Below are 18760 nucleotides of genomic sequence, written 5' to 3'. Positions count from 1 at the left end.
TAGAATCGAATAAGGTTGAGTGAATGTGAAAGGATGAATACAATGAGCACGCTTGAAGCATATAATATGGCATTTCGAAATGGATTGGAACTAGAGGACGATGTGGTCCTTGAAGAGATGAAGCTCGGGGAATCAACGGAGTGGGATTCGATTGGACATATGACCCTCATCGCCGAAATCGAGGATGCGTTTGACGTCTATATCGACTCGGATGAAATGACAGAGTTCCATTCGTATCAGTCTGGTATCGCGTTGTTGCAACGTCTCGGTGTGGACATCCAGTCATGACGCTTTTTCAAACACTCGAGCAGTACATGAATCGTGAGGCGGTCTATGCGGACCGCTCTTATTCATATAGAGAGATGTTGGAAGTCGGAGACTCGATTTGTCAGGAGGTCGGCGAACGGTCGCTCGTCTTCTGCTTATGTGCAAACCGAGTCGAGTCGCTCTTCGGATATATCGGCTTTCTCCGTGGACGGGTCGTCCCGGTCTTGCTCGATGCAGATATTCCAGTAGACCAATTACAGAAGTTGATGGAACGGTATCAACCGACTCACGTCTGGGCTCCTGAGACGAGGGAGGATTTGGCGAACTCGTTGGATGCCTTCTATGGCTATGGCGGCTACGCCTTATTTGAAACCGAAACATCGGTTCGCCATCAACTTCATGAGGAGCTAGCTCTTCTGTTGACGACATCAGGTAGTACCGGAAGTCCGAAACTTGTTCGCCTCACGTATAACAATCTATCAGCTAATGCCACATCAATCATCGACTATCTCGACATCGATCAGACGGATAAACCAATCACGACTCTGCCGATGAACTATTCGTATGGACTCTCCATCATCAACAGTCATCTGTTGAAAGGGGCGACCCTCATCCTGACAGACCGCTCGATCGTTCAAAAGGAGTTTTGGGAGCTATGTCGTGCCGAGAAGGCAACCACGTTTGGTGGGGTCCCGTTTCATTATGAGATGTTGAAACGATTGAAGTTTGAGACGTACGACCTCCCAAGCCTGAAGAAGTTGACGCAAGCCGGTGGCAAGTTAGATCCGAAGCTTGCGCAGCACTTCTCAACGGTATGTGAAGAAAAAGGAATTCAATTTTTCATCATGTACGGTCAGACGGAGGCGACGGCCCGGATGTCGTATTTACCGGATCGGATGCATGCGAAAAAAGCCGGTAGCATCGGAATTGCCATCCCTGGTGGAACGCTCTCGTTACGAGATGAAGCCGGGAACGACATCAAAGATGCGAATGTGACGGGCGAACTGGTGTATCAAGGCGACAACGTGTCGTTTGGGTATGCGACCTCGTTAGCGGACCTTTCAAAAGGTGATGACAATCACGGTGTTTTACGAACAGGTGACATGGCGTATCGTGACGAGGATGGATACTTCTTTATCGTCGGCCGAATCAAGCGCATGATCAAACTGTATGGCAGTCGAATCAGCCTAGACGAAGTCGAGGCGCTCCTTCGAGAGCATGGACATGACTGCGTCTGTGCCGGGGAAGACGACCAGTTATACGTGTATACGTTACAAGATGACGTTGCACGCATTCAAAAAATCATCAAAGAACAAATCAAGGTGAAAGGTGTTCGAGTGATGCAAATTGACGAGATTCCGCGGAATGCGTTCGGGAAGATTCGTTATGCCGCATTGCCGAAGCGAGAACTTGTGACCACCTGATTGTCAGGAATCGGTACATCGTCAAGTTTCATAACATCAGGTGGTAAATATGACTTTTATTTCGATTGAATTTCTCTTATTTTTAACCCTCATCGTTGGAACGTACTATATGGTTCCACATCGATACCGTTGGGTGCTCCTTTTGTTGGCGAGTTATGTCTTTTACGCCACGTTGAGCATTCAATTCATCCCGCTGTTGCTGATCAGTACGGCCTTCACGTACGTCATCGGGATTTTGATTGAGAAGCAAGAGAGGAAAGAACAGAAGAAACGGTTAATGTGGGTCGGTGTCTCGGTGCTCGTCTTCTTCCTCGGCTGGTTCAAATATTTTAATTTCGTCAATGATTCGCTCCGTTCATTTGCTACATGGAGCGGATTTGATTATGACGTCCCGTATAGAGAAATCGTCTTACCGTTGGCGATTTCCTTTTATACGTTCCAGGCCATCAGTTACGTCGTGGACGTCTCGCGCGGGAAGCAGAAGGCGGAGCGTCATTATGGCTATTTCTCGGTTTATTTCGCCTTCTTCCCACAACTTGTGGCAGGTCCGATTGAGCGGGCGAAAAAACTGTTGCCGCAGTTGAAGACGGAGCAACATCTTGACTATGACAACATCAGCTACGGCATCCAGCGCATCATTTGGGGATTCTTCAAGAAGACATTGATTGCTGATCGGTTGGCCCCGATTGTCGCGAGTGTGTTCAATAGCCCGGACCCGACCAGTTCGGAGATTGTGCTCGCGACGATGTTGTTCTCGATTCAACTGTTCGCGGACTTCTCGGCATGCAGTGACATCGCGATCGGCTGTGCACGCTTACTCGGGATTCGCTTATCGGAAAACTTCAAGCAACCGCACTTCGCCGTATCGATTGCCGACTTCTGGAACCGCTGGCATATCACGCTTTCGATGTGGCTACGGGATTATATCTTCATGCCACTCGCGAAAGGAAAGAAGAAACGCGAACAAATTTATGGTGCCATCCTTGCGACATTTTTAGTAAGTGGAATTTGGCACGGAGCCGCATGGAACTTCGTCTTATGGGGACTCATTCATGGAATCTATCGCGTCTTCGGAGATCATACGAAACAACAACGTGAAAAAATGGCGTCATGGGTCGGATTTGACCGTGTGCCGACACTGCATCGGTGGTGGAAAATCGCCATCACGTTCCAGCTCGTCTGTTTCTCACGTGTCTTCTTCCAGTCGCACTCCATGGCGGAGGCGTTCTCGCATGCCAAACTGTACGTGATGCCTTCTTCATGGGCACCGTCAGGCATGTTGCAGGCGATTCAAATCTTCTCATTGCTCGATTTGATCATCTTCCTCGTCGTCTTTGTCGTCGTTCATCTGTTCCAACATATCGAGCGGACGAGAGGTTCGGCTTGGGATTGGATGGCACGTCAGTCTGCCGTGACGAGTGTGGCCATCAACTTGTTCTTGATTATCTCAGCGTTCTTATTTGGCGTGTCGAGCCAAGGATTTATATACGGTGGGTTCTAAGATGGATGGAAAGGAATTAGCATGAAGCGTTTAGGAATCAAAATAGGTGTCGTATTACTCGTCATCATCGCAATCTTCATTCCCGTCAACGAGTTCGTGAAAGAGTCGTGGGAATATAATAATAACCGAGCTGTCCTTGCCTTCAAGGAAGACCCTCACCCGGTCGACATCATCAATTTGGGGACGTCCCATGCGATGTACGGGTATTCATTCAAGTCGCTTGGATTATCGCATCTGGATTTGGCGTTACCGAGTCAGCCAATCGAATATGACTTGAAGATGTTAAAAGAATACGATGAACATCTGAAGCCAGGTGGGGTCGTGATTGTGTCGTTATCACAAATCACCTTCAGCAATTCGAACGTCGGTCGGAAAGAAAACTACTATCGCGTGTTGGAACGGGAAGACTTGGAGTCGGTCAGTTGGTTCAACTACTATACGCACGAACGCTTCCCTGCATTGAACAGTGGGAGTGCCTACGCCGCCATTTCCCGGGAAATCCGAGATTTTCGCTTTGATGTGCATAAGCCATGGGAGAATGGGGGGCTGAACTATTCCGAGCGTAAGTATGAGGAAGTCGCCGCTCAATACGAGAATGCCGTGAACAATCACAAGATTGAAGAGAATATGGCATATTTACAAGACATCATCGATTATTGTAAGAAGCAAGGCTATCGCATCGTCTTAGCGATGGAGCCTGTCCATTCATCGTATCATGCGTATTTCGACGAAGCGGTCATGGAACGCCTCGTATTTCAGCATTTAGAAAAATTGGATATCGATGTCCCATTCCTCAACTACATGGGGGACGAACGGTTCATTCACAAACAATCTTTCTTCCATAACCCGGACCATTTGAATGGGGACGGGCGAAAGTTATTGTCTACGCTTGTTTATGAAGATTTGAAGCGGTTGGGGTATGTACAAGGAAAATAATCTGATCTTCCTTCAAAAAAAGATGCTCGCAAAAGTCCAAAATACCGCTAGCATAGATGCATATGTAATAAGTACAGTCTTGCCTGACACTTGTTGCTTAGAGAAACGTTGGAATAATCGATTGGCAATCGTCTGACCGATGACGACAGATAGAAAGATAATCACCATTTCAGTGAATAGTGAAAAGTCGTTACGGAAAATAAACATCATTGCGACAAAGAGAATCATGGAACTGGCCAGCGTGATGAAGAAACGTTGTTTATTCAAGTGAATCTCTCCTTTCTCTCATTGATACGTGTATGCTGAAGAAAAGATTCAACGAAATGGGGGATGGTTCCAATCGAAACAATCTATTTAGCCGGAGGATGTCTATGGGGCGTTCAAGAATTTGTAAAGACGTTACCTGGCGTCCTCTCGACCGAAGCAGGTCGGGCAAATGGGACGACGGACACGTTGGATGGGGAATATGACGGATATGTGGAATGTGTCAAAACGACGTTCGATCCGGATGTGGTGACGGTCGAAAAATTGATGCACTATTTATTTGAAATCATCGACCCATACAGCATCAATCAACAAGGAATCGATGTCGGCGAGAAGTATCGGACGGGCGTCTACAGTGAGGAGTCACGACACTTGGTGGAGGCGCAAGCGTTTATTGATCGACGATCGGATGCGGAACGAATTGCTGTTGAAGTGAAGCCGCTCACGAACTATGTGCGAAGTGCGGACGAGCATCAGGACCGCCTGACGCGTTGTCCGGACGATTATTGTCATATCCCGAAAGACTTATTAACAAAATATCAGAACGGTTAATTATCAAAGGCGTCTCTTCTGAGATGCCTTTTTCATTTTTTTCCAAATGAGTAAAGCCAAATGCATGTGTTTCCTGTCTAATAAGTGTAAGGGAAAAAACGAAAAGGGGGGACGTTCGATGAAACGTCTCATTCAAAAAGCGCAACGAGGCAATGATCAAGCATTCTTAAAGATCTTTCAGCATTACGAGGCCGACCTATATCGGATGGCCTACGTATATGTCAAAAATCCGGACGATGCGCTCGATGTCGTTCAAGAAGTCGCTTATCAAGCATTTAAAAAGATCGGGACGTTACGGGAACCACAATTTTTGAAGACGTGGTTGATGAAGATCACCATCAACTGTGCGCTCGATGTCATGAAGAAGAGACAAAATGTGATTCACTTGAAGCCGGAGTTTGAAGAGTCAATCGGAATTGCGGAAACGGATTACGCGATAACGATGACCCTCGCTGATATGATGGATTCTCTTCATGAGGATGAACGCAGTGTGGTCGTGCTGAAATATTATCAGGACTACACGTTTCAACAAATCTCCGATTTATTGGAATGGCCGATTGGTACGGTGAAGACAACCTTGTATCGGGCCGTCGATAAATTGAGACGAGAATGGAAGGAGGCTGATTGCTATGGATCGTGAGATGAAACGGATGTTGGCGGACATTGAAATCCCAAGTGAACTGCGTGAGCGGAGTCGCCAAGGTGTGAAGCGAGCGAAACAAGAAATGCGCCGGGAACCAGGATTTATCCGTCGGCGGTTGATGACGGTCGGAATCGCAGCGGCACTACTCATCCCGACTGGTGCATTCGCTTATCAATCCCTCTTGGCGGATGAGTTATACGGTTCGTTTGACGAGATGAAAGTACATATCGTCAGCGCTACTTTAGAGAAATATTTGTTATTGGATGCCAAATTGAATCAAGCGAAAGGAGTATTGGGTGAGGCAGAATATGAAGAGTTCAAGCAAGGTCTGAGCGTCTTTACGGATACGCGAATCGCCTATGGAAATGCGAACGGAAATGTCGATTATGAAGCGATTCCGAAGGCGGAACGATTGGAAGTGAAGCAAGCACTCTCTGATCTTCAACCATACTTCGATCAATTGAACGATCAGCCTGCTGCACGTGACGTGTTGACAGCTGACGAATATGACGCGTACATCGAAGCGCTCATGCGAGAAGAGTCGATTCGAGTACGTGCTGGTGAGTACGTCGAAGACATGCCGGATGAGTTGCGACAGTCTTATGAAGAGGCAATCGCGATTATTCGAGAGGTCGATCGGAAGCAACAACAAAACTAGTCATGGTTCATAGGGATGGGAAAATATGTTATCTTCATCATGTTCTAATTCAGAAAATGAAAAAGAGGTACAAACATGTTCACATTCGGAATCATTGGTGGTGCAAGTCTTCTTTTAGTGGCGTTCGTCTTCGGCGTGACATATCTTGTCATCCGATCCATTGTAAAAATGATGAAAAAGTAAAAGAAGGAGTCCATCACTCAAATCGAGTGATCAACTCCTTCTTTTTACGTCCGTTCGAGAACATTCACGAGCATCTGATGGATGACAGTATGATCGTTCGGGTCATGCAGCTGATAGGGGCTCCCCGGGAGCGTGTATACATCTTTTGCCCCGACGTACGTGATGTGGAGTGTCAAGGAACCATCTTCCTGACACGCCGTCGTCAGTTCCAACTCGCCACTGATGACACCGACTTCCTCCGTCATGACACCGTGGGTTGCCTTAAAGATTGAAGTGATTTCGTTCATTCGAAGACTCCTTTTCTCACTCAATAACTGCAAGCATTGATGGCTGTCGTGAGTGCTGACTTCTCTGCTGATTGAAGGCTCAAGCCCCAACGACTCTTCGTCTCGACCCACATCTTCGCATACGCACAGCGAGCGCCGGTGCGAGGGGGTTGCCATGTCGACGGATCCTGGTCTCCTTTTGAACGGTTCGATGAAGCAGAAACCGCGATCAACTGAGGACCGTTCAAGTCGTTTGCAAAGCTTTGACGTTTGGTCGTTGTCCAGCTGCTTGCACCTGAGCGCCATGCTTCGGCGAGCGGGACGACGTGATCGATATCGATGTCAGAGGCTGATGTGAACGTCAATCCGTCATAGTAACTGTACCATGAGCCGGTCGTTACTGGACATTGGTCGACGACCGAGTCAGCGTCTCGTTTCAAGACGATGTGACGTGTGTTACAACCACTTCCTTGACTCGACCAGTGCGGGAAGAGGTCCCGACTGTATCCTGTCATCGATCCTTCATTTTTGACGGTGAGTGCATTCAGTTTCGTGAGCGCGTCCGCTTTCGATGGGATGTTCGGTGGGAATGCTGAGACCGGTGTAGCATCAAACGATGCGGAGATCCAGACGAGCAAGGCGACAAGTGCGACAGACATGAGTTTCTTTAACATAAAAAGCCTCCTACTATGTATTTGGAATGAACACTTGTCGAGCAAGTGGGCAACCTTTCATCAAACAACTAGTGAGACAAACATCACGCAATAAATCCAACTTGATCATACACAGGACGATTTTGAAAAAGTGTGAAAATCTTCAAAATGATTAGAAAGACTATCGCAAATCCTTCTCTAGCATTAGCGAACGACCTCGTGTTATTTCTTTGGAACTAGTAACCGATCAGGACTGGTATAATGGGTGACATGGATGGAGAGAAAAGAAGAGGTGGATGGAATGAACAAGAAAGAGATTGCGGCGATTCGCCGACAGTTTAAAGTGAATGCGACAAAGCTGAAGATTGCTGACTTATATACGATTTACATCCGGCAGGAAACGAATGAGATTTATTACGAAGAGTTGCGCCCATTCCCGTTCCTCGAAGAAGAACAACAAGAACTGTTTTTGACGAACTTCAAAAAAGTGCTCGGTGGAAAACTCGATGAAAAGTTGTTCGAAGTGAAGTTCCAATATCCCGAGGAAGGTCAGGTCGACCACACGCAAGGGTTGCTGTATGAAGGACTTCGTACGGAAGAAACCGACGTCTGGACGGACTATATGCAACGCATCGCGTTGAAGATGGTAAAGGATACACCGTTTGAGAAAGATATGGTGGTGACGTTCATCCGGGGGAATTACAATAAGCCGACGAACCGGTACTCGGAAGAGTCTGAAATTCACGCGAACGATGAGGTGTATACGACGAAGTTCATCCTCGGCAGCATCAGCCCGACAGAGCTTCCGAAAAAGTCACTCGTCTTTGACTTCGTCGAGCGGGAGTTCAAAGCCAGCTTGATTGTGAATCCGATCATCAAACTCGAGGCGCCGATCGGTGGATTCTTATTCCCGTGCTTCACGGATAACGCAGCCGATGTGAACCATGTCCTCTATTCGGCGCACAAAGCGCATCAACCGGATATGACGTTCATTGAGAACGTGTTGAACGGTTCGGAAATCGTCACGGCAGTAGAAGAGAAGGCAGTCTTCGAAGAAGTGGTCAAAGCGGTCATCGGAGAAGAAGTCAATTCTCGGACACTCGCGACCGTTTATGATGAGATCAATCAAATCATTGTCGCCGAAGAAGAGAACGAACAGGAAGAAGAGAGAGTAGCGATGCTCGACTCCCGTGCCGTCGAGGTCGTCTTACGGGCGAGTGGTGTGGAAGATGTGACGACGGAGAAGGTCGAGCAGGCATTTAAGCAAGTCGTCGACGACACGAAATATGAGATGAAAGCGACGAGTGTCGTTCCGAAGTATACGTCAAAATCAATCAAGATTAATACAAAGGTCGCAAATATCTCGGTCAGTCCGCAAGACTTGAAATACGTGAAGCAGGTGAACTATAAAGGGAAACCGTGCTTGTTGATTGAAGTGGAAGAGGAGACGGAGATTGAAGGGTTCAAGCTCATCTCGGAAGAGTCGTTAGACTAATCGAGCATGTTGCAGTGTTCATAAGTGAACGTTCAAGCTAAGAGTCCAAGATGTAAACCTTGGGCTCTTTTTTGACAATCAAGTGAGGAAGGTTGAATTCAAACTTTGATACAGGTATGATGCAGGTGAAAACGTTTTCTAAAAGCCATATTTTTTTAGTGTTTATCGAAAGCGCTTTCGGGATTTGTGAAATAACAAAAAACCTCAAAGACGAATATCATCTTTGAGGCTAGAGTTGTATTATTTACGCGCTTTGCTTACTTTTAATTTCTTCCCTTTGACCGGCGTCGTCTCCATCGCTTGAAGGACAATTGAACCTTTTCCGTTCAAAATATCGACGTATGTCATCTGATCATTGATTGTGATGATTCCGATGTCGTCAGCGGATACGCCAGGGATTTTGGCGATTGTTCCGACGAAGTCGACGGCGCGAAGTTTTTTCTTCTTCCCGCCACTGAAGTGAAGCTTCATGATGTCCTGGTTAATACGAGCCGTCTTGTTGTTTCGAACGACACGTCGGCCACTTAACTTCTGCTCAAAGGCATCTTGGTTAGCCGCGACTTCCGCTTCTGTCGGCGCATCGATCATCGGAATCTCGAATTGAACGTATGATTCGATCGCTCCGATGAGACGTTCTTCCTGACGGGTCATGAGCGTGATCGCTGTTCCTTGTTTGCCGGCACGTCCGGTACGACCTGTCCGGTGCACGTAACTTTCCTTTTCGACAGGAACATCATAGTTGATGACGAGCTCGACGTTATCGACATCGATTCCACGTGCTGCGACGTCTGTCGCCACGAGGTAGCGGAAGTTACCCATCTTGAATCCGTTCATGACGGCGAAACGGTCCTCTTGTTCGAGTCCGCCGTGAAGGCGTTCAGCCGAGTAACCGGCTTTGTCGAGCTCGGCGTACACCGTATCGACGTTCTCTTTCGTACGACAGAAAATCATACAGCTATCCGGGTTCTCGACGACCGTGATGTCTTGAAGGACAGCCAGTTTCTCATTCCGGTGAACCGGGAGGAGACGGTGCTCGATTGTCGAAGCGGTCATGCCGGTCGATTCGATTGCGACACGTGCCGGAGCATTCATATGCTTCTGGCAGAGACGTTCGATATCTTGTGGGAATGTCGCTGAGAAGACCATTGTGACGCGGTCTTTCGGCAACTGTTGAAGAATCTTCTCGACGTCAGCGAGGAAGCCGCGATTGAGCATCTCGTCCGCTTCATCGATGATCAAGTATTCGACGCGGTCGAGTGAGAGGGTCTCACGCTCGATATGGTCCATGACGCGACCTGGCGTACCGACGACGATATGTGTCTTTTGTTTCAACTCTTCACGTTGTTTCGAAAACGGTTCTTTCCCGTAGACGGCAGTCGCTTTGATTCGCTTGAAACGTCCGATGTTCGTCATGTCTTCCCGTACTTGGACAGCGAGTTCGCGTGTCGGTGTCAAGACGAGCACTTGGGGTTTATTTTCGGCCCAGTCGATGAGCTCGATGACCGGAATCCCGAAAGCAGCTGTCTTTCCGCTTCCCGTCTGTGCTTTGACGATTAAGTCTTCGCGCTCGAGCGCACGCGGGATGACCTGCTGTTGTACCTCAGTCGGTGATTCGTATTTCATAATGCCTAGCGCGCGCGTGATCTCGTCGCTCAGGCGATAATCAGTAAATTGCTGTTTGTTCATGGGTAACCTCATTCTTTCGTGAAAACTTCTGCTTCAGAAAATTTCAATGTCTATTTGCAATACCCCTCATTATACATGAAAGCGAGTCAGAAGTCGTTCGAAGGTCAATATTCATTTTTACAAGGTGAATGAATAGAGTAGTGTGTCATCTTTTAAGAATTGTGGGTGATCTTGCATAGACTGAAGAAACAGTATCTGAATTTTTTCGCGTGATGCTCGGATGCTCGTGATATCGATTGTATGAGGGAACGTATCTAGATAACTCTGAACAAATAAAGATTGCAACGTATGGTATGCCTTAAATTGATGAGCTTTCTTTTCTTCTTTCAATGTCTGCACGAGGAGTGTCAGGGACCTTAACTCTTCAAGCATATTGAGCGCATAAATGAAGTTGTTTCGTTTTAGTTCTTTTTCTAGTGCGTGACTCAGATAGAAAAATTCAAATGAGGGATCTATATGGAATCGGTAAGGCGTTTCTTGATTTTGAAAAAGCTCATCCTCTTTTGTCATTTTTGCTAAAACTCTATCATCTTTGTCTAATATGACTCGCCATAAAGGAGAGCGAACCGTTAACTTTTCCAAAGGGACAATCGAAACATTGAACTCAAGCCCGTTTTTAAGAATAACGATGAGCAGAAAAATATCAGACGAGAATTTTTTCTCTTTTACTATGATGTGATCAAGTGTTGAAAAATATGTAGCCAGTTCTTCTTTTACATCAGTTGAGCTAACGTGTAGGGAACTAGCAACCATCAAATCGATATCCGAGTAAATATCTTGGTATCCATTCACACCAGAACCTAGCTGAACCACGCCCTCTACATTAACGTTGTTTTGTAACTCTTGAATAAATTGAGTCAAATGTCTATCCCGAGTTTCTGCGCTATACATATAGATTCTCCTTTTTTAAAGATTAGTACCGTATTCTACCAGGTGAAGCAAATTCCTTTTTTGATTGATTGTTTTTACGAAGGAGTGAAGTGAAATGAGTCTCTACGCACAATGGATGGAATCACTAAAGTCTACAAATCATGTTGTCGTTTCGAACCACCTCGAAACCGTCATCAAACCCATACCGGATGCAGACCGTACCGGCGATCTTGACCCACGTGTCTTTGCGACGTTGACCGCAAATCATTCTTCGCACGATGAACCGGATACAACATTTGACCTCGAGGTGGCACGTGCCAGCATGGGGTGGCCGAACCGGGATCAGACGACGACTGATATCAAAACCGAGTATCTCATGATTCCTAGTGAGGACGGTGACATCCCGGTTCGTCTGTATCGTCCGCATCATACTGAAGCCATCCCAGCCATTCTCTTCTTCCATGGTGGCGGCTTCTTCGGAGGCACGCTCGAGACGGTTGAGAATCCTTGTAAGTTGCTCGCGGAACGAGCGAACGCGGTTGTCCTCTCCGTCGATTATCGTCTCGCCCCGGAGCATCCGTTCCCGGCCGGATTGAATGACTGTTACCGCGCTTTTGAATGGGTATATGCCAACGCGACGGAGTTGAACGTCCTTCGTGATCAAATTGCTGTCGCAGGGGATAGTGCCGGAGGCAACTTGGCGACCGCTTGCTGTCTGATGGAGCAAGAACGAGGGGAAGGACGCATTTGTTATCAAGCGCTCGTCTATCCCGTCGTCAATCTGGGTTCGATTCCGACAGATGATTTTAAATGGGCGCTCGATGCTTACGATATCTCACACCATCACGACCTAATTCGAGGTGTCGTGCTCGCCCTCGCCGACCCGGATTCGCTATTAAATGACCTCTATCTTCAAGGGGAGGTGGATGTCACGCATCCTCTCGTCTCACCATTATTCGCAGACGATGTCTCAGGCCTACCACCGACTTTGATTGTGACGGCGGAGTACGATTACTTACGACTCGAAGGGGAGGCGTATGCGCGGAAACTGGCACGAACGGGTGTCCCGACACGCCTCATTCAATATCGGGGGATGGACCATGCCTTCATGGACAAGTTGGGAGACTATCCACAGGCAGACGATTGTATGAATGTAATCGCAAAAGGACTTAAGGAGCTGACGAAATGAAACAGTATACATTGGATTGGACTCGTTATGAGGAATTGGCACGTCAAGCGGTCGCGGAAGGTGTCGTGTTAGTCAAAAACGAACAGAAGACCCTCCCATTACAGTCAGGGACGAAGCTCGCCGTATTTGGTCGTAGCCAGTTCCATTACTATAAGAGCGGTACCGGTTCAGGCGGGATGGTGAACGTCGGACATGTCACGACGCCGCTCGAGGCACTGCGCGAGCGTCCAGACATTCACATCAATGAATCGCTCTATGCGACATATGAGGAATGGGTGAAGGAGAATCCGTTCGACCAAGGTGTCGGTTGGGCCGGTGAACCGTGGTCACAACAGGAGATGGACGTAACGGACGAACTCGTCGAACAGGCGGCACAAGAATCAGATGTCGCCCTCATCATGATTGGACGTACGGCAGGAGAAGACCGTGACAACACGGCCGATCGGGGTAGTTTCTTATTGACGGATATCGAACATACGATGATCGAGCGCGTCACGAAACGCTTCGACAAGACGGTCGTCGTGTTGAACGTTGGGAACATCATCGACATGAAGTGGGCGAAGGAGCCGAGTGCCATCCTCTATGCATGGCAAGGTGGGATGGAAGGTGGAAAAGGACTCGTCGACGTGCTCGTCGGAGACGTGAGTCCTTCCGGGAAACTGACGGATACGATTGCCCGATCCATCGAGGATTATCCGTCGACGAAGAACTTCGGTCACGCGGATAAAGGAATTTATCAGGAAGATATCTATGTCGGTTATCGCTACTTCGAGACGTTCGCGAAAGATGACGTTTTATACCCGTTCGGATTCGGACTGTCTTACACGACGTTCAAAACGGAGGTCAAACAGACTAAGGAAGTCTATGGCGCCCTAACGGTTGATGTGGAAGTGACGAACACGGGTGACTGTGACGGGAAAGAAGTCGTCCAACTCTACGTCGAGAAGCCACAAGGGAAGCTCGGGAATCCGCTTCGGTCATTGGTAGCGTTCGAGAAAACCTTGCTTCTTGAACCGGGTGAACAACAAACGCTTTCGTTCAACGTCCACATGACTGACTTTGCGAGCTACGACGACTCTGGCTTGACGGGTCATGAATCGAGCTTCGTTCTAGAAACAGGGACATATCGCTTATATGCCGGAACGGATGTGCGTTCGGCTACACTCGCTCTCGAAGTCGAGCAGCAGGAGCAACGTGTCCTCGAGACGTTAAGCGAAAATATGGCGCCTGTCCTCCCGTTCGAACGGATGAAACCAATTCAAGGTGAACAGGGATTTGAAGTGGGCTACGAGTCGACGCCGCTTCGCGCCGTTGACGTCGAGACACGTTATTTGGAAGAACGCCCTGAGACTAGAGTGTTCACGGGTGACCAAGGTATCAAATTGAGCGATGTGTATCATGGAAAGGCGTCACTTGACACATTCTTAGATCAATTGACAGATGAGGATTTGGCGACAATCGTTCGCGGACAAGGGATGAACTCACCGCGTGTCACGCCGGGGACGGCAGCGGCGTTCGGTGGTGTGTCCGACCGATTGAACGAGCTTGAGATTCCAGCAGCGTGTTGTGCCGACGGTCCGTCAGGCATTCGCATGGATATCGGGACGAAGGCGTTCGCACTTCCGAACGGGACGCTTTTGGCTTCCACGTTCAACGTCGATCTCGTCGAAGACTTGTTTGAGATGACTGGGCTTGAGATGCGAAAAAACCGCGTCGACACGTTGCTCGGACCAGGAATGAACATTCACCGTAACCCGTTGAATGGTCGAAACTTCGAGTATTTCTCGGAAGATCCGCATTTGACTGGGAAGATGGCGGTCGCTCAATTGAACGGCATGCATCGTGTCGGGGTGACGGGAACGCTCAAACACTTCAGCGCCAATAACCAAGAAGCGCATCGTCACGATATCGACTCGGTCGTCTCGGAGCGGGCGTTACGCGAGATTTATTTGAAAGGGTTCGAGATGGCCGTGAAAGAAGGACGCGCATCGTCCATCATGACGACATACGGCGCGGTCAACGGGATCTGGACGGCTGGTCTATACGATCAAAATACGCGTATCTTACGTGATGAGTGGGGCTTTGAAGGCATCGTCATGACAGACTGGTGGGCAAAAGTGAACTTCCGTGAGGATGAGTCGGCCAATCGTCAAAACACAGCGGCGATGGTTCGTTCGCAAAACGACTTGTATATGGTCGTCGACCGCCCGGACCTCAACTCGTTCGAGGACAATACAATGGCATCGCTCGAAGAAGGGATTGTCACACGGGGCGAGTTGTTGCGGAGCGCGCGGAACATCTGTGCGTTCATCTTGAAATCACCGGCGATGGAGCGTCTTCTCGGGATTCATGATGGTTCCGTCGAGGTGCTCGGCTTCGAAGATGAGACGAATCAACAGGATGCATTTGAGTTAGACTATCAGCATCTCAAAAACGGGGAACATGTGGATTTGTCAGGAATCGATACCTCGACTGGAAACACACACGTCTTCGCTATCTCGGTCGACCAAACGGGGACGTATGATATCACGTTGACTGCCCGTTCGAACGCGGGAGAGTTGGCACAGATGCCGGTGACATTATTTGCGAACAATATCCCGGGTGCGACGTTCACGTTTAATGGGACGGACGGAGAATGGGTGACGCAGACGAAGCAGGTCTTCTTCTTGAACCAGCATAATTATCTCCAACTCTATTTCGCGTTAAGCGGATTAGAAGTAAAGGACGTGTCCTTCAAGCTCGCAGATGAATTTAGTATGAAGAACGGCTGAGCCGCCCTTTTGCAGATTCATTGAATCCTGTATAATCGAAAGAACGACACATCGTAAAGGAGGCGCATACCCGTGGAAAATCGGCTTCGATTTTCTAGGTCTTCACGCACTCATGCAAAGCCATTTGGACGAAAGGCGATCACTTGCATGGGGCGAAACGAATACCTTGATCGCTTGATTTTAACGTAAACCACTTGGCTTTGCTCCCTTATCGGATTGGATTCATTCAATAAGGAGCGAGGTATGATGAAGTACGTCAATGCGCAACATATCCTGCCAGAACGATTGTTGCAAGAGGTGCAACAATACGTACAAGGTGAAACGTTATATGTGCCGACCCCGACTGACACGAAACGGAAATGGGGGACGGTCAACGGTGGAAAACAATTACTTGAGGAACGAAACGAAGCCATACGCGCAGCGTTTCGGAACGGAGAGCGAATCGAAAATCTGGCCATGTCCTATCATTTGGCGACGCACACGATTCGAAAGATTGTATACCGCTCGAGATGAAGGAGGTACGACTAGTTCGCTAGTTGTACCTTTTTAGGTCGACTATGTTTCTTAATCAAAGTGTACACAGTAAGGAAGCATCGTTTCCTGTAAACTGAAGATGGAGGAAGGGGGCGACATAATGTCAGATCCATTTATTCAAAACGAACAGTATAATCTCATCAAAGAACAAGTCATGCTCGTCAAAGAGAGTCGAACGCAAAGCCTGCCGCCTTCTGTCTTGCGAGCAGTCATCGACTTGGCACAATCGAAAGTGATGTATGCATTTCCTGAAGCGACGACTGAACAACTGAAGCTGTTACAGTTCGCGGCGCTACAGACGAACGAAGCGTTCGACGAATATATGCAACGATTACGAGAATGGGTTCAACCATTTCCCGTTATTTCTGCCGAGCAACTGAAGAGTTTGTTCCCGAAACAAAAGAAGCTTCGTTTACCGGAGTTATCTGATGTTGATTTTGGACGACTCACGTATCTAGGTTGGAACGATGGACGTTCCAATCAAAAGTTGATGATTTGCCAATACGAAGGTCAATTGATTGGCATTGCATGTAAACCGAGTACGAATACGAAGAAAAATATATGTGCCTTTTGTAATCAGTTCACGGATGTGACGTACTGCGTTACGATCACGAAAGCGAAACAAGCGAAAAATCCGGACTATTACAAAGCCATCGGCACATATGTATGTGTAGACAGTAAGACGTGCAACGAACACATCACGAGCCAAGAGGCTTTGCATACTTTTGTTCATACAGCGTTACAGGCCTGACGAGAGAGTCAGGCTTTTTATGTTGTTGAAATGGCGGCATTTACAAAAACCATACAGGGCTGTATTCATTCTGAAAATGTATCTTTACAAAAGTTCGTTAGGCTACAGAAGTAGCACATATTCGGGAGGGTTTACAGATGAAAAAGACAATGAAGAAGTTCGTTCCACTCGCAGTCGTGTCGACGCTTGCGCTCGGGGGAATCGTTGGTGTTCAACAACAAAACGAAGCAGAAGCAGCAAAGGATTCAAAGAATCATAAGGCGAAAAACGTCATCTTTATGATCGGGGACGGGATGGGCGTGCCGTATACGACAGCACTTCGTTACATGAACGATGATGCAGAGACGGTGGAGATGGAGCCGACTGCCTTCGATCCACATTTGGTGGGCATGCAGTCGACGTATCCTGAAGACGATGCGGAGAACGTGACCGACTCGGCGGCGGCCGCAACGGCGATGAGTTCGGGTGTGAAGACATATAACAACGCGATTGCCGTTGATAATGACAAGACAGACGTGAAAACGGTACTCGAACAAGCGAAAGAGAACGGTATGTCGACAGGACTTGTCGCGACGTCAGAAATCACGCATGCGACACCGGCATCTTACGGCGCGCACGAGGAGCAACGTAAGAGTGAGAATGCGATCGCCAATGATTACTATGATGATTTGATTGATGGGGAACACAAAGTCGACGTCATGCTCGGGGGCGGAACGAAGTTCTTCGAACGCCCAGACCGGAATATCGTCAAGCAGTTCCAAAAAGACGGCTACAGTTACGTCACGTCAGCAGAAGAGATGAAGCAGGACGATAACAAACAGGTACTCGGTCTATTCGCGGAAGTCGGATTGGACAAGATGATCGACCGTGACAAGAAACAACCGAGCCTCGCGGACATGACGACGTCCGCTCTCGATCGACTGAAAGGGGACAAGGATGGATTCTTCCTCATGGTAGAAGGAAGTCAAATCGACTGGGCCGGACATGACAACGATGTCGTCGGCGCAATGAGCGAGATGAAGGATTTTGAGCAAGCGTTTGAGGTCGTTCGTGACTTCGCCAAAGAAAACGGTGAAACGTTAGTCGTTGTGACGGCGGATCACTCGACTGGCGGCATTTCAATCGGGGCGGACGGGAACTATAACTGGGATCCGACACCGATTCAAGCAGCGAAACGCACACCGGACTTCATGGCGAAAGAAATCGAAGCTGGAGCGGACGTAGAAGCTGTCTTACGTGAGAACATTGATTTGGAATTGACGTCTGAAGAAATTACTTCTGTGAAGAAAGCGGCTGAAACGAATGACATCACGAAAATCGACAATGCCATCGAGAAAATCTTCGATCAACGTTCGGGAACGGGCTGGACGACGGACGGTCATACGGGTGACGACGTGCCGGTATATGCGTTCGGACCACAACAAGAGAAGTTCGTCGGCATGAGTGATAACACCGATCAGGCGAAACGAATCTTCAACTTGTTGAAGAATAAAGGGAAAATCAAATAAGTAAGTGGATATGCTAAGACTACGCGGAATTCCTGCGTAGTCTTTTAATTGTTAATACATTTCTAGTGATTTGATTGTATGTTTTAGTACATCTACGTCTTCATTTTCCCAGCCCAATCGATTTACTGCATTGATAAACTGTCGTGTTGCTTTAATAAGAGCAACTTTCAGTTCTTCAATTGAAACGATACCGATTTCCGTCTTCATTTGACCATCTTTCATAAATGATAATTCGAGTTCAGACAAAGATATTTTTTTTGCTGATATAGAAAGGGGACCATCCATAAATGGAAACGAATGAAAAGATTTAAGTGGAGCGTGTAAAATCGCGCGACAGTTATCAATCCACCATTTTAATATAACAGCAACGAAATCAGACCAACCGACTCCCGGGAAATAATCGTATGAATCAATGACAAAGTTGATTTCACCAATAGTTTGACCGGAGTACGTTAATGAATCAAGATCAATCTCGATGGAAATTTGATGACACATCAATGTTTCACCTCGTTTGTTTATATGTTTTGACGTTCTAATATCATTAAGAGCATCTTACTCGAGCGATAAGAAGTATGAAACGATGAGTTGAATTGACAGAAGTTGTCGTAT

The 18760-nt window shown here is 47.7% G+C and carries 19 protein-coding genes; 13 read left to right on the top strand and 6 right to left on the bottom strand.

The window, feature by feature from the left end:
• Positions 1 to 42 precede the first annotated feature (42 nt).
• The 4 genes from KNO69_RS12065 to KNO69_RS12050 are packed head-to-tail and all read left to right on the top strand — an operon-like array spanning position 43 to position 4128.
• Positions 43 to 288, top strand: a complete 246-nt coding sequence (locus KNO69_RS12065) for an acyl carrier protein (protein ID WP_015880247.1) — start codon at positions 43 to 45, stop codon at positions 286 to 288.
• Positions 285 to 1691 (top strand): AMP-binding protein, encoded by a 1407-nt coding sequence (locus tag KNO69_RS12060; RefSeq protein WP_214818311.1) that lies wholly within the window; start codon positions 285 to 287, stop codon positions 1689 to 1691. The genes KNO69_RS12065 and KNO69_RS12060 overlap by 4 nt, the downstream gene beginning before the upstream one ends.
• Positions 1692 to 1740: 49 nt before the next feature.
• On the top strand, positions 1741 to 3192 hold the full coding sequence (locus tag KNO69_RS12055; RefSeq protein ID WP_214818309.1) for an MBOAT family O-acyltransferase: 1452 nt from the start codon (positions 1741 to 1743) through the stop codon (positions 3190 to 3192).
• 21 nt (positions 3193 to 3213) lie between these two features.
• Positions 3214 to 4128 (top strand): hypothetical protein, encoded by a 915-nt coding sequence (locus KNO69_RS12050; RefSeq protein WP_214818307.1) that lies wholly within the window; start codon positions 3214 to 3216, stop codon positions 4126 to 4128.
• Positions 4129 to 4140: 12 nt separating this feature from the next.
• Here KNO69_RS12050 and KNO69_RS12045 read toward each other — a convergent pair whose 3' ends face one another.
• Positions 4141 to 4395: a hypothetical protein gene (locus KNO69_RS12045; RefSeq protein WP_214818304.1), complete on the bottom strand. Its 255-nt coding sequence runs from the start codon at positions 4393 to 4395 to the stop codon at positions 4141 to 4143.
• A gap of 72 nt (positions 4396 to 4467) precedes the next feature.
• Between KNO69_RS12045 and KNO69_RS12040 the strand changes: the two genes are divergently transcribed.
• The 3 genes from KNO69_RS12040 to KNO69_RS12030 all read left to right on the top strand — a co-directional run bounded on the left by KNO69_RS12040 (position 4468) and on the right by KNO69_RS12030 (position 6245).
• Positions 4468 to 4944 (top strand): peptide-methionine (S)-S-oxide reductase, encoded by a 477-nt coding sequence (locus KNO69_RS12040; protein WP_214818350.1) that lies wholly within the window; start codon positions 4468 to 4470, stop codon positions 4942 to 4944.
• Between the two features lie 118 nt (positions 4945 to 5062).
• Positions 5063 to 5584 (top strand): sigma-70 family RNA polymerase sigma factor, encoded by a 522-nt coding sequence (locus tag KNO69_RS12035; protein WP_214737826.1) that lies wholly within the window; start codon positions 5063 to 5065, stop codon positions 5582 to 5584.
• A complete protein-coding gene (locus tag KNO69_RS12030; RefSeq protein WP_214818301.1) occupies positions 5574 to 6245 on the top strand; it encodes a DUF3600 domain-containing protein in 672 nt (223 codons plus the stop codon). The genes KNO69_RS12035 and KNO69_RS12030 overlap by 11 nt, the downstream gene beginning before the upstream one ends.
• Before the next feature lie 227 nt (positions 6246 to 6472).
• Here KNO69_RS12030 and KNO69_RS12025 read toward each other — a convergent pair whose 3' ends face one another.
• Together KNO69_RS12025 and KNO69_RS12020 are read right to left on the bottom strand one after the other, a co-directional pair.
• Entirely contained in the window at positions 6473 to 6715 is a 243-nt protein-coding gene (locus tag KNO69_RS12025; protein ID WP_031424128.1) for a hypothetical protein, read from the bottom strand.
• Positions 6716 to 6735: 20 nt separating this feature from the next.
• Positions 6736 to 7368: an HNH endonuclease family protein gene (locus KNO69_RS12020; RefSeq protein WP_214818298.1), complete on the bottom strand. Its 633-nt coding sequence runs from the start codon at positions 7366 to 7368 to the stop codon at positions 6736 to 6738.
• Positions 7369 to 7648: 280 nt separating this feature from the next.
• On the opposite strand from KNO69_RS12020, the gene KNO69_RS12015 reads away from it, so the two are divergent.
• The gene (locus KNO69_RS12015; protein ID WP_015880257.1) at positions 7649 to 8842 is read left to right on the top strand and encodes a DUF4317 domain-containing protein; all 1194 of its coding nucleotides are present in this window, start codon (positions 7649 to 7651) and stop codon (positions 8840 to 8842) included.
• Between the two features lie 240 nt (positions 8843 to 9082).
• Here KNO69_RS12015 and KNO69_RS12010 read toward each other — a convergent pair whose 3' ends face one another.
• Both KNO69_RS12010 and KNO69_RS12005 read right to left on the bottom strand, forming a co-directional pair.
• On the bottom strand, positions 9083 to 10528 hold the full coding sequence (locus KNO69_RS12010) for a DEAD/DEAH box helicase (protein ID WP_214691410.1): 1446 nt from the start codon (positions 10526 to 10528) through the stop codon (positions 9083 to 9085).
• A 117-nt stretch (positions 10529 to 10645) separates the two neighbouring features.
• Positions 10646 to 11419, bottom strand: coding sequence for an aminoglycoside 6-adenylyltransferase (locus tag KNO69_RS12005; protein WP_214818295.1), 774 nt, complete (start codon positions 11417 to 11419; stop codon positions 10646 to 10648).
• Positions 11420 to 11513: 94 nt separating this feature from the next.
• Between KNO69_RS12005 and KNO69_RS12000 the strand changes: the two genes are divergently transcribed.
• The 5 genes from KNO69_RS12000 to KNO69_RS11980 all read left to right on the top strand — a co-directional run bounded on the left by KNO69_RS12000 (position 11514) and on the right by KNO69_RS11980 (position 18151).
• Positions 11514 to 12587 (top strand): alpha/beta hydrolase, encoded by a 1074-nt coding sequence (locus KNO69_RS12000; RefSeq protein WP_214818293.1) that lies wholly within the window; start codon positions 11514 to 11516, stop codon positions 12585 to 12587.
• On the top strand, positions 12584 to 15358 hold the full coding sequence (locus KNO69_RS11995) for a glycoside hydrolase family 3 protein (RefSeq protein ID WP_214818284.1): 2775 nt from the start codon (positions 12584 to 12586) through the stop codon (positions 15356 to 15358). The genes KNO69_RS12000 and KNO69_RS11995 overlap by 4 nt, the downstream gene beginning before the upstream one ends.
• A gap of 246 nt (positions 15359 to 15604) precedes the next feature.
• Positions 15605 to 15871 (top strand): CD3324 family protein, encoded by a 267-nt coding sequence (locus KNO69_RS11990; RefSeq protein WP_214734335.1) that lies wholly within the window; start codon positions 15605 to 15607, stop codon positions 15869 to 15871.
• Between the two features lie 121 nt (positions 15872 to 15992).
• Positions 15993 to 16643, top strand: a complete 651-nt coding sequence (locus tag KNO69_RS11985) for a FusB/FusC family EF-G-binding protein (protein ID WP_214818282.1) — start codon at positions 15993 to 15995, stop codon at positions 16641 to 16643.
• Positions 16644 to 16780: 137 nt separating this feature from the next.
• A complete protein-coding gene (locus KNO69_RS11980) occupies positions 16781 to 18151 on the top strand; it encodes an alkaline phosphatase (RefSeq protein ID WP_214818280.1) in 1371 nt (456 codons plus the stop codon).
• Between the two features lie 51 nt (positions 18152 to 18202).
• On the opposite strand, the gene KNO69_RS11975 is transcribed toward KNO69_RS11980, so the two are convergent.
• The gene (locus tag KNO69_RS11975; protein ID WP_251124952.1) at positions 18203 to 18646 is read right to left on the bottom strand and encodes a hypothetical protein; all 444 of its coding nucleotides are present in this window, start codon (positions 18644 to 18646) and stop codon (positions 18203 to 18205) included.
• Positions 18647 to 18760 lie beyond the last annotated feature (114 nt).

This window comes from Exiguobacterium sp. s131, from assembly GCF_018617345.1.
Taxonomy (GTDB): domain Bacteria; phylum Bacillota; class Bacilli; order Exiguobacteriales; family Exiguobacteriaceae; genus Exiguobacterium; species Exiguobacterium profundum.
The sequence above is the reverse complement of the archived record's forward strand: the minus strand, read 5'-3'. Positions and strand labels throughout refer to the sequence as shown.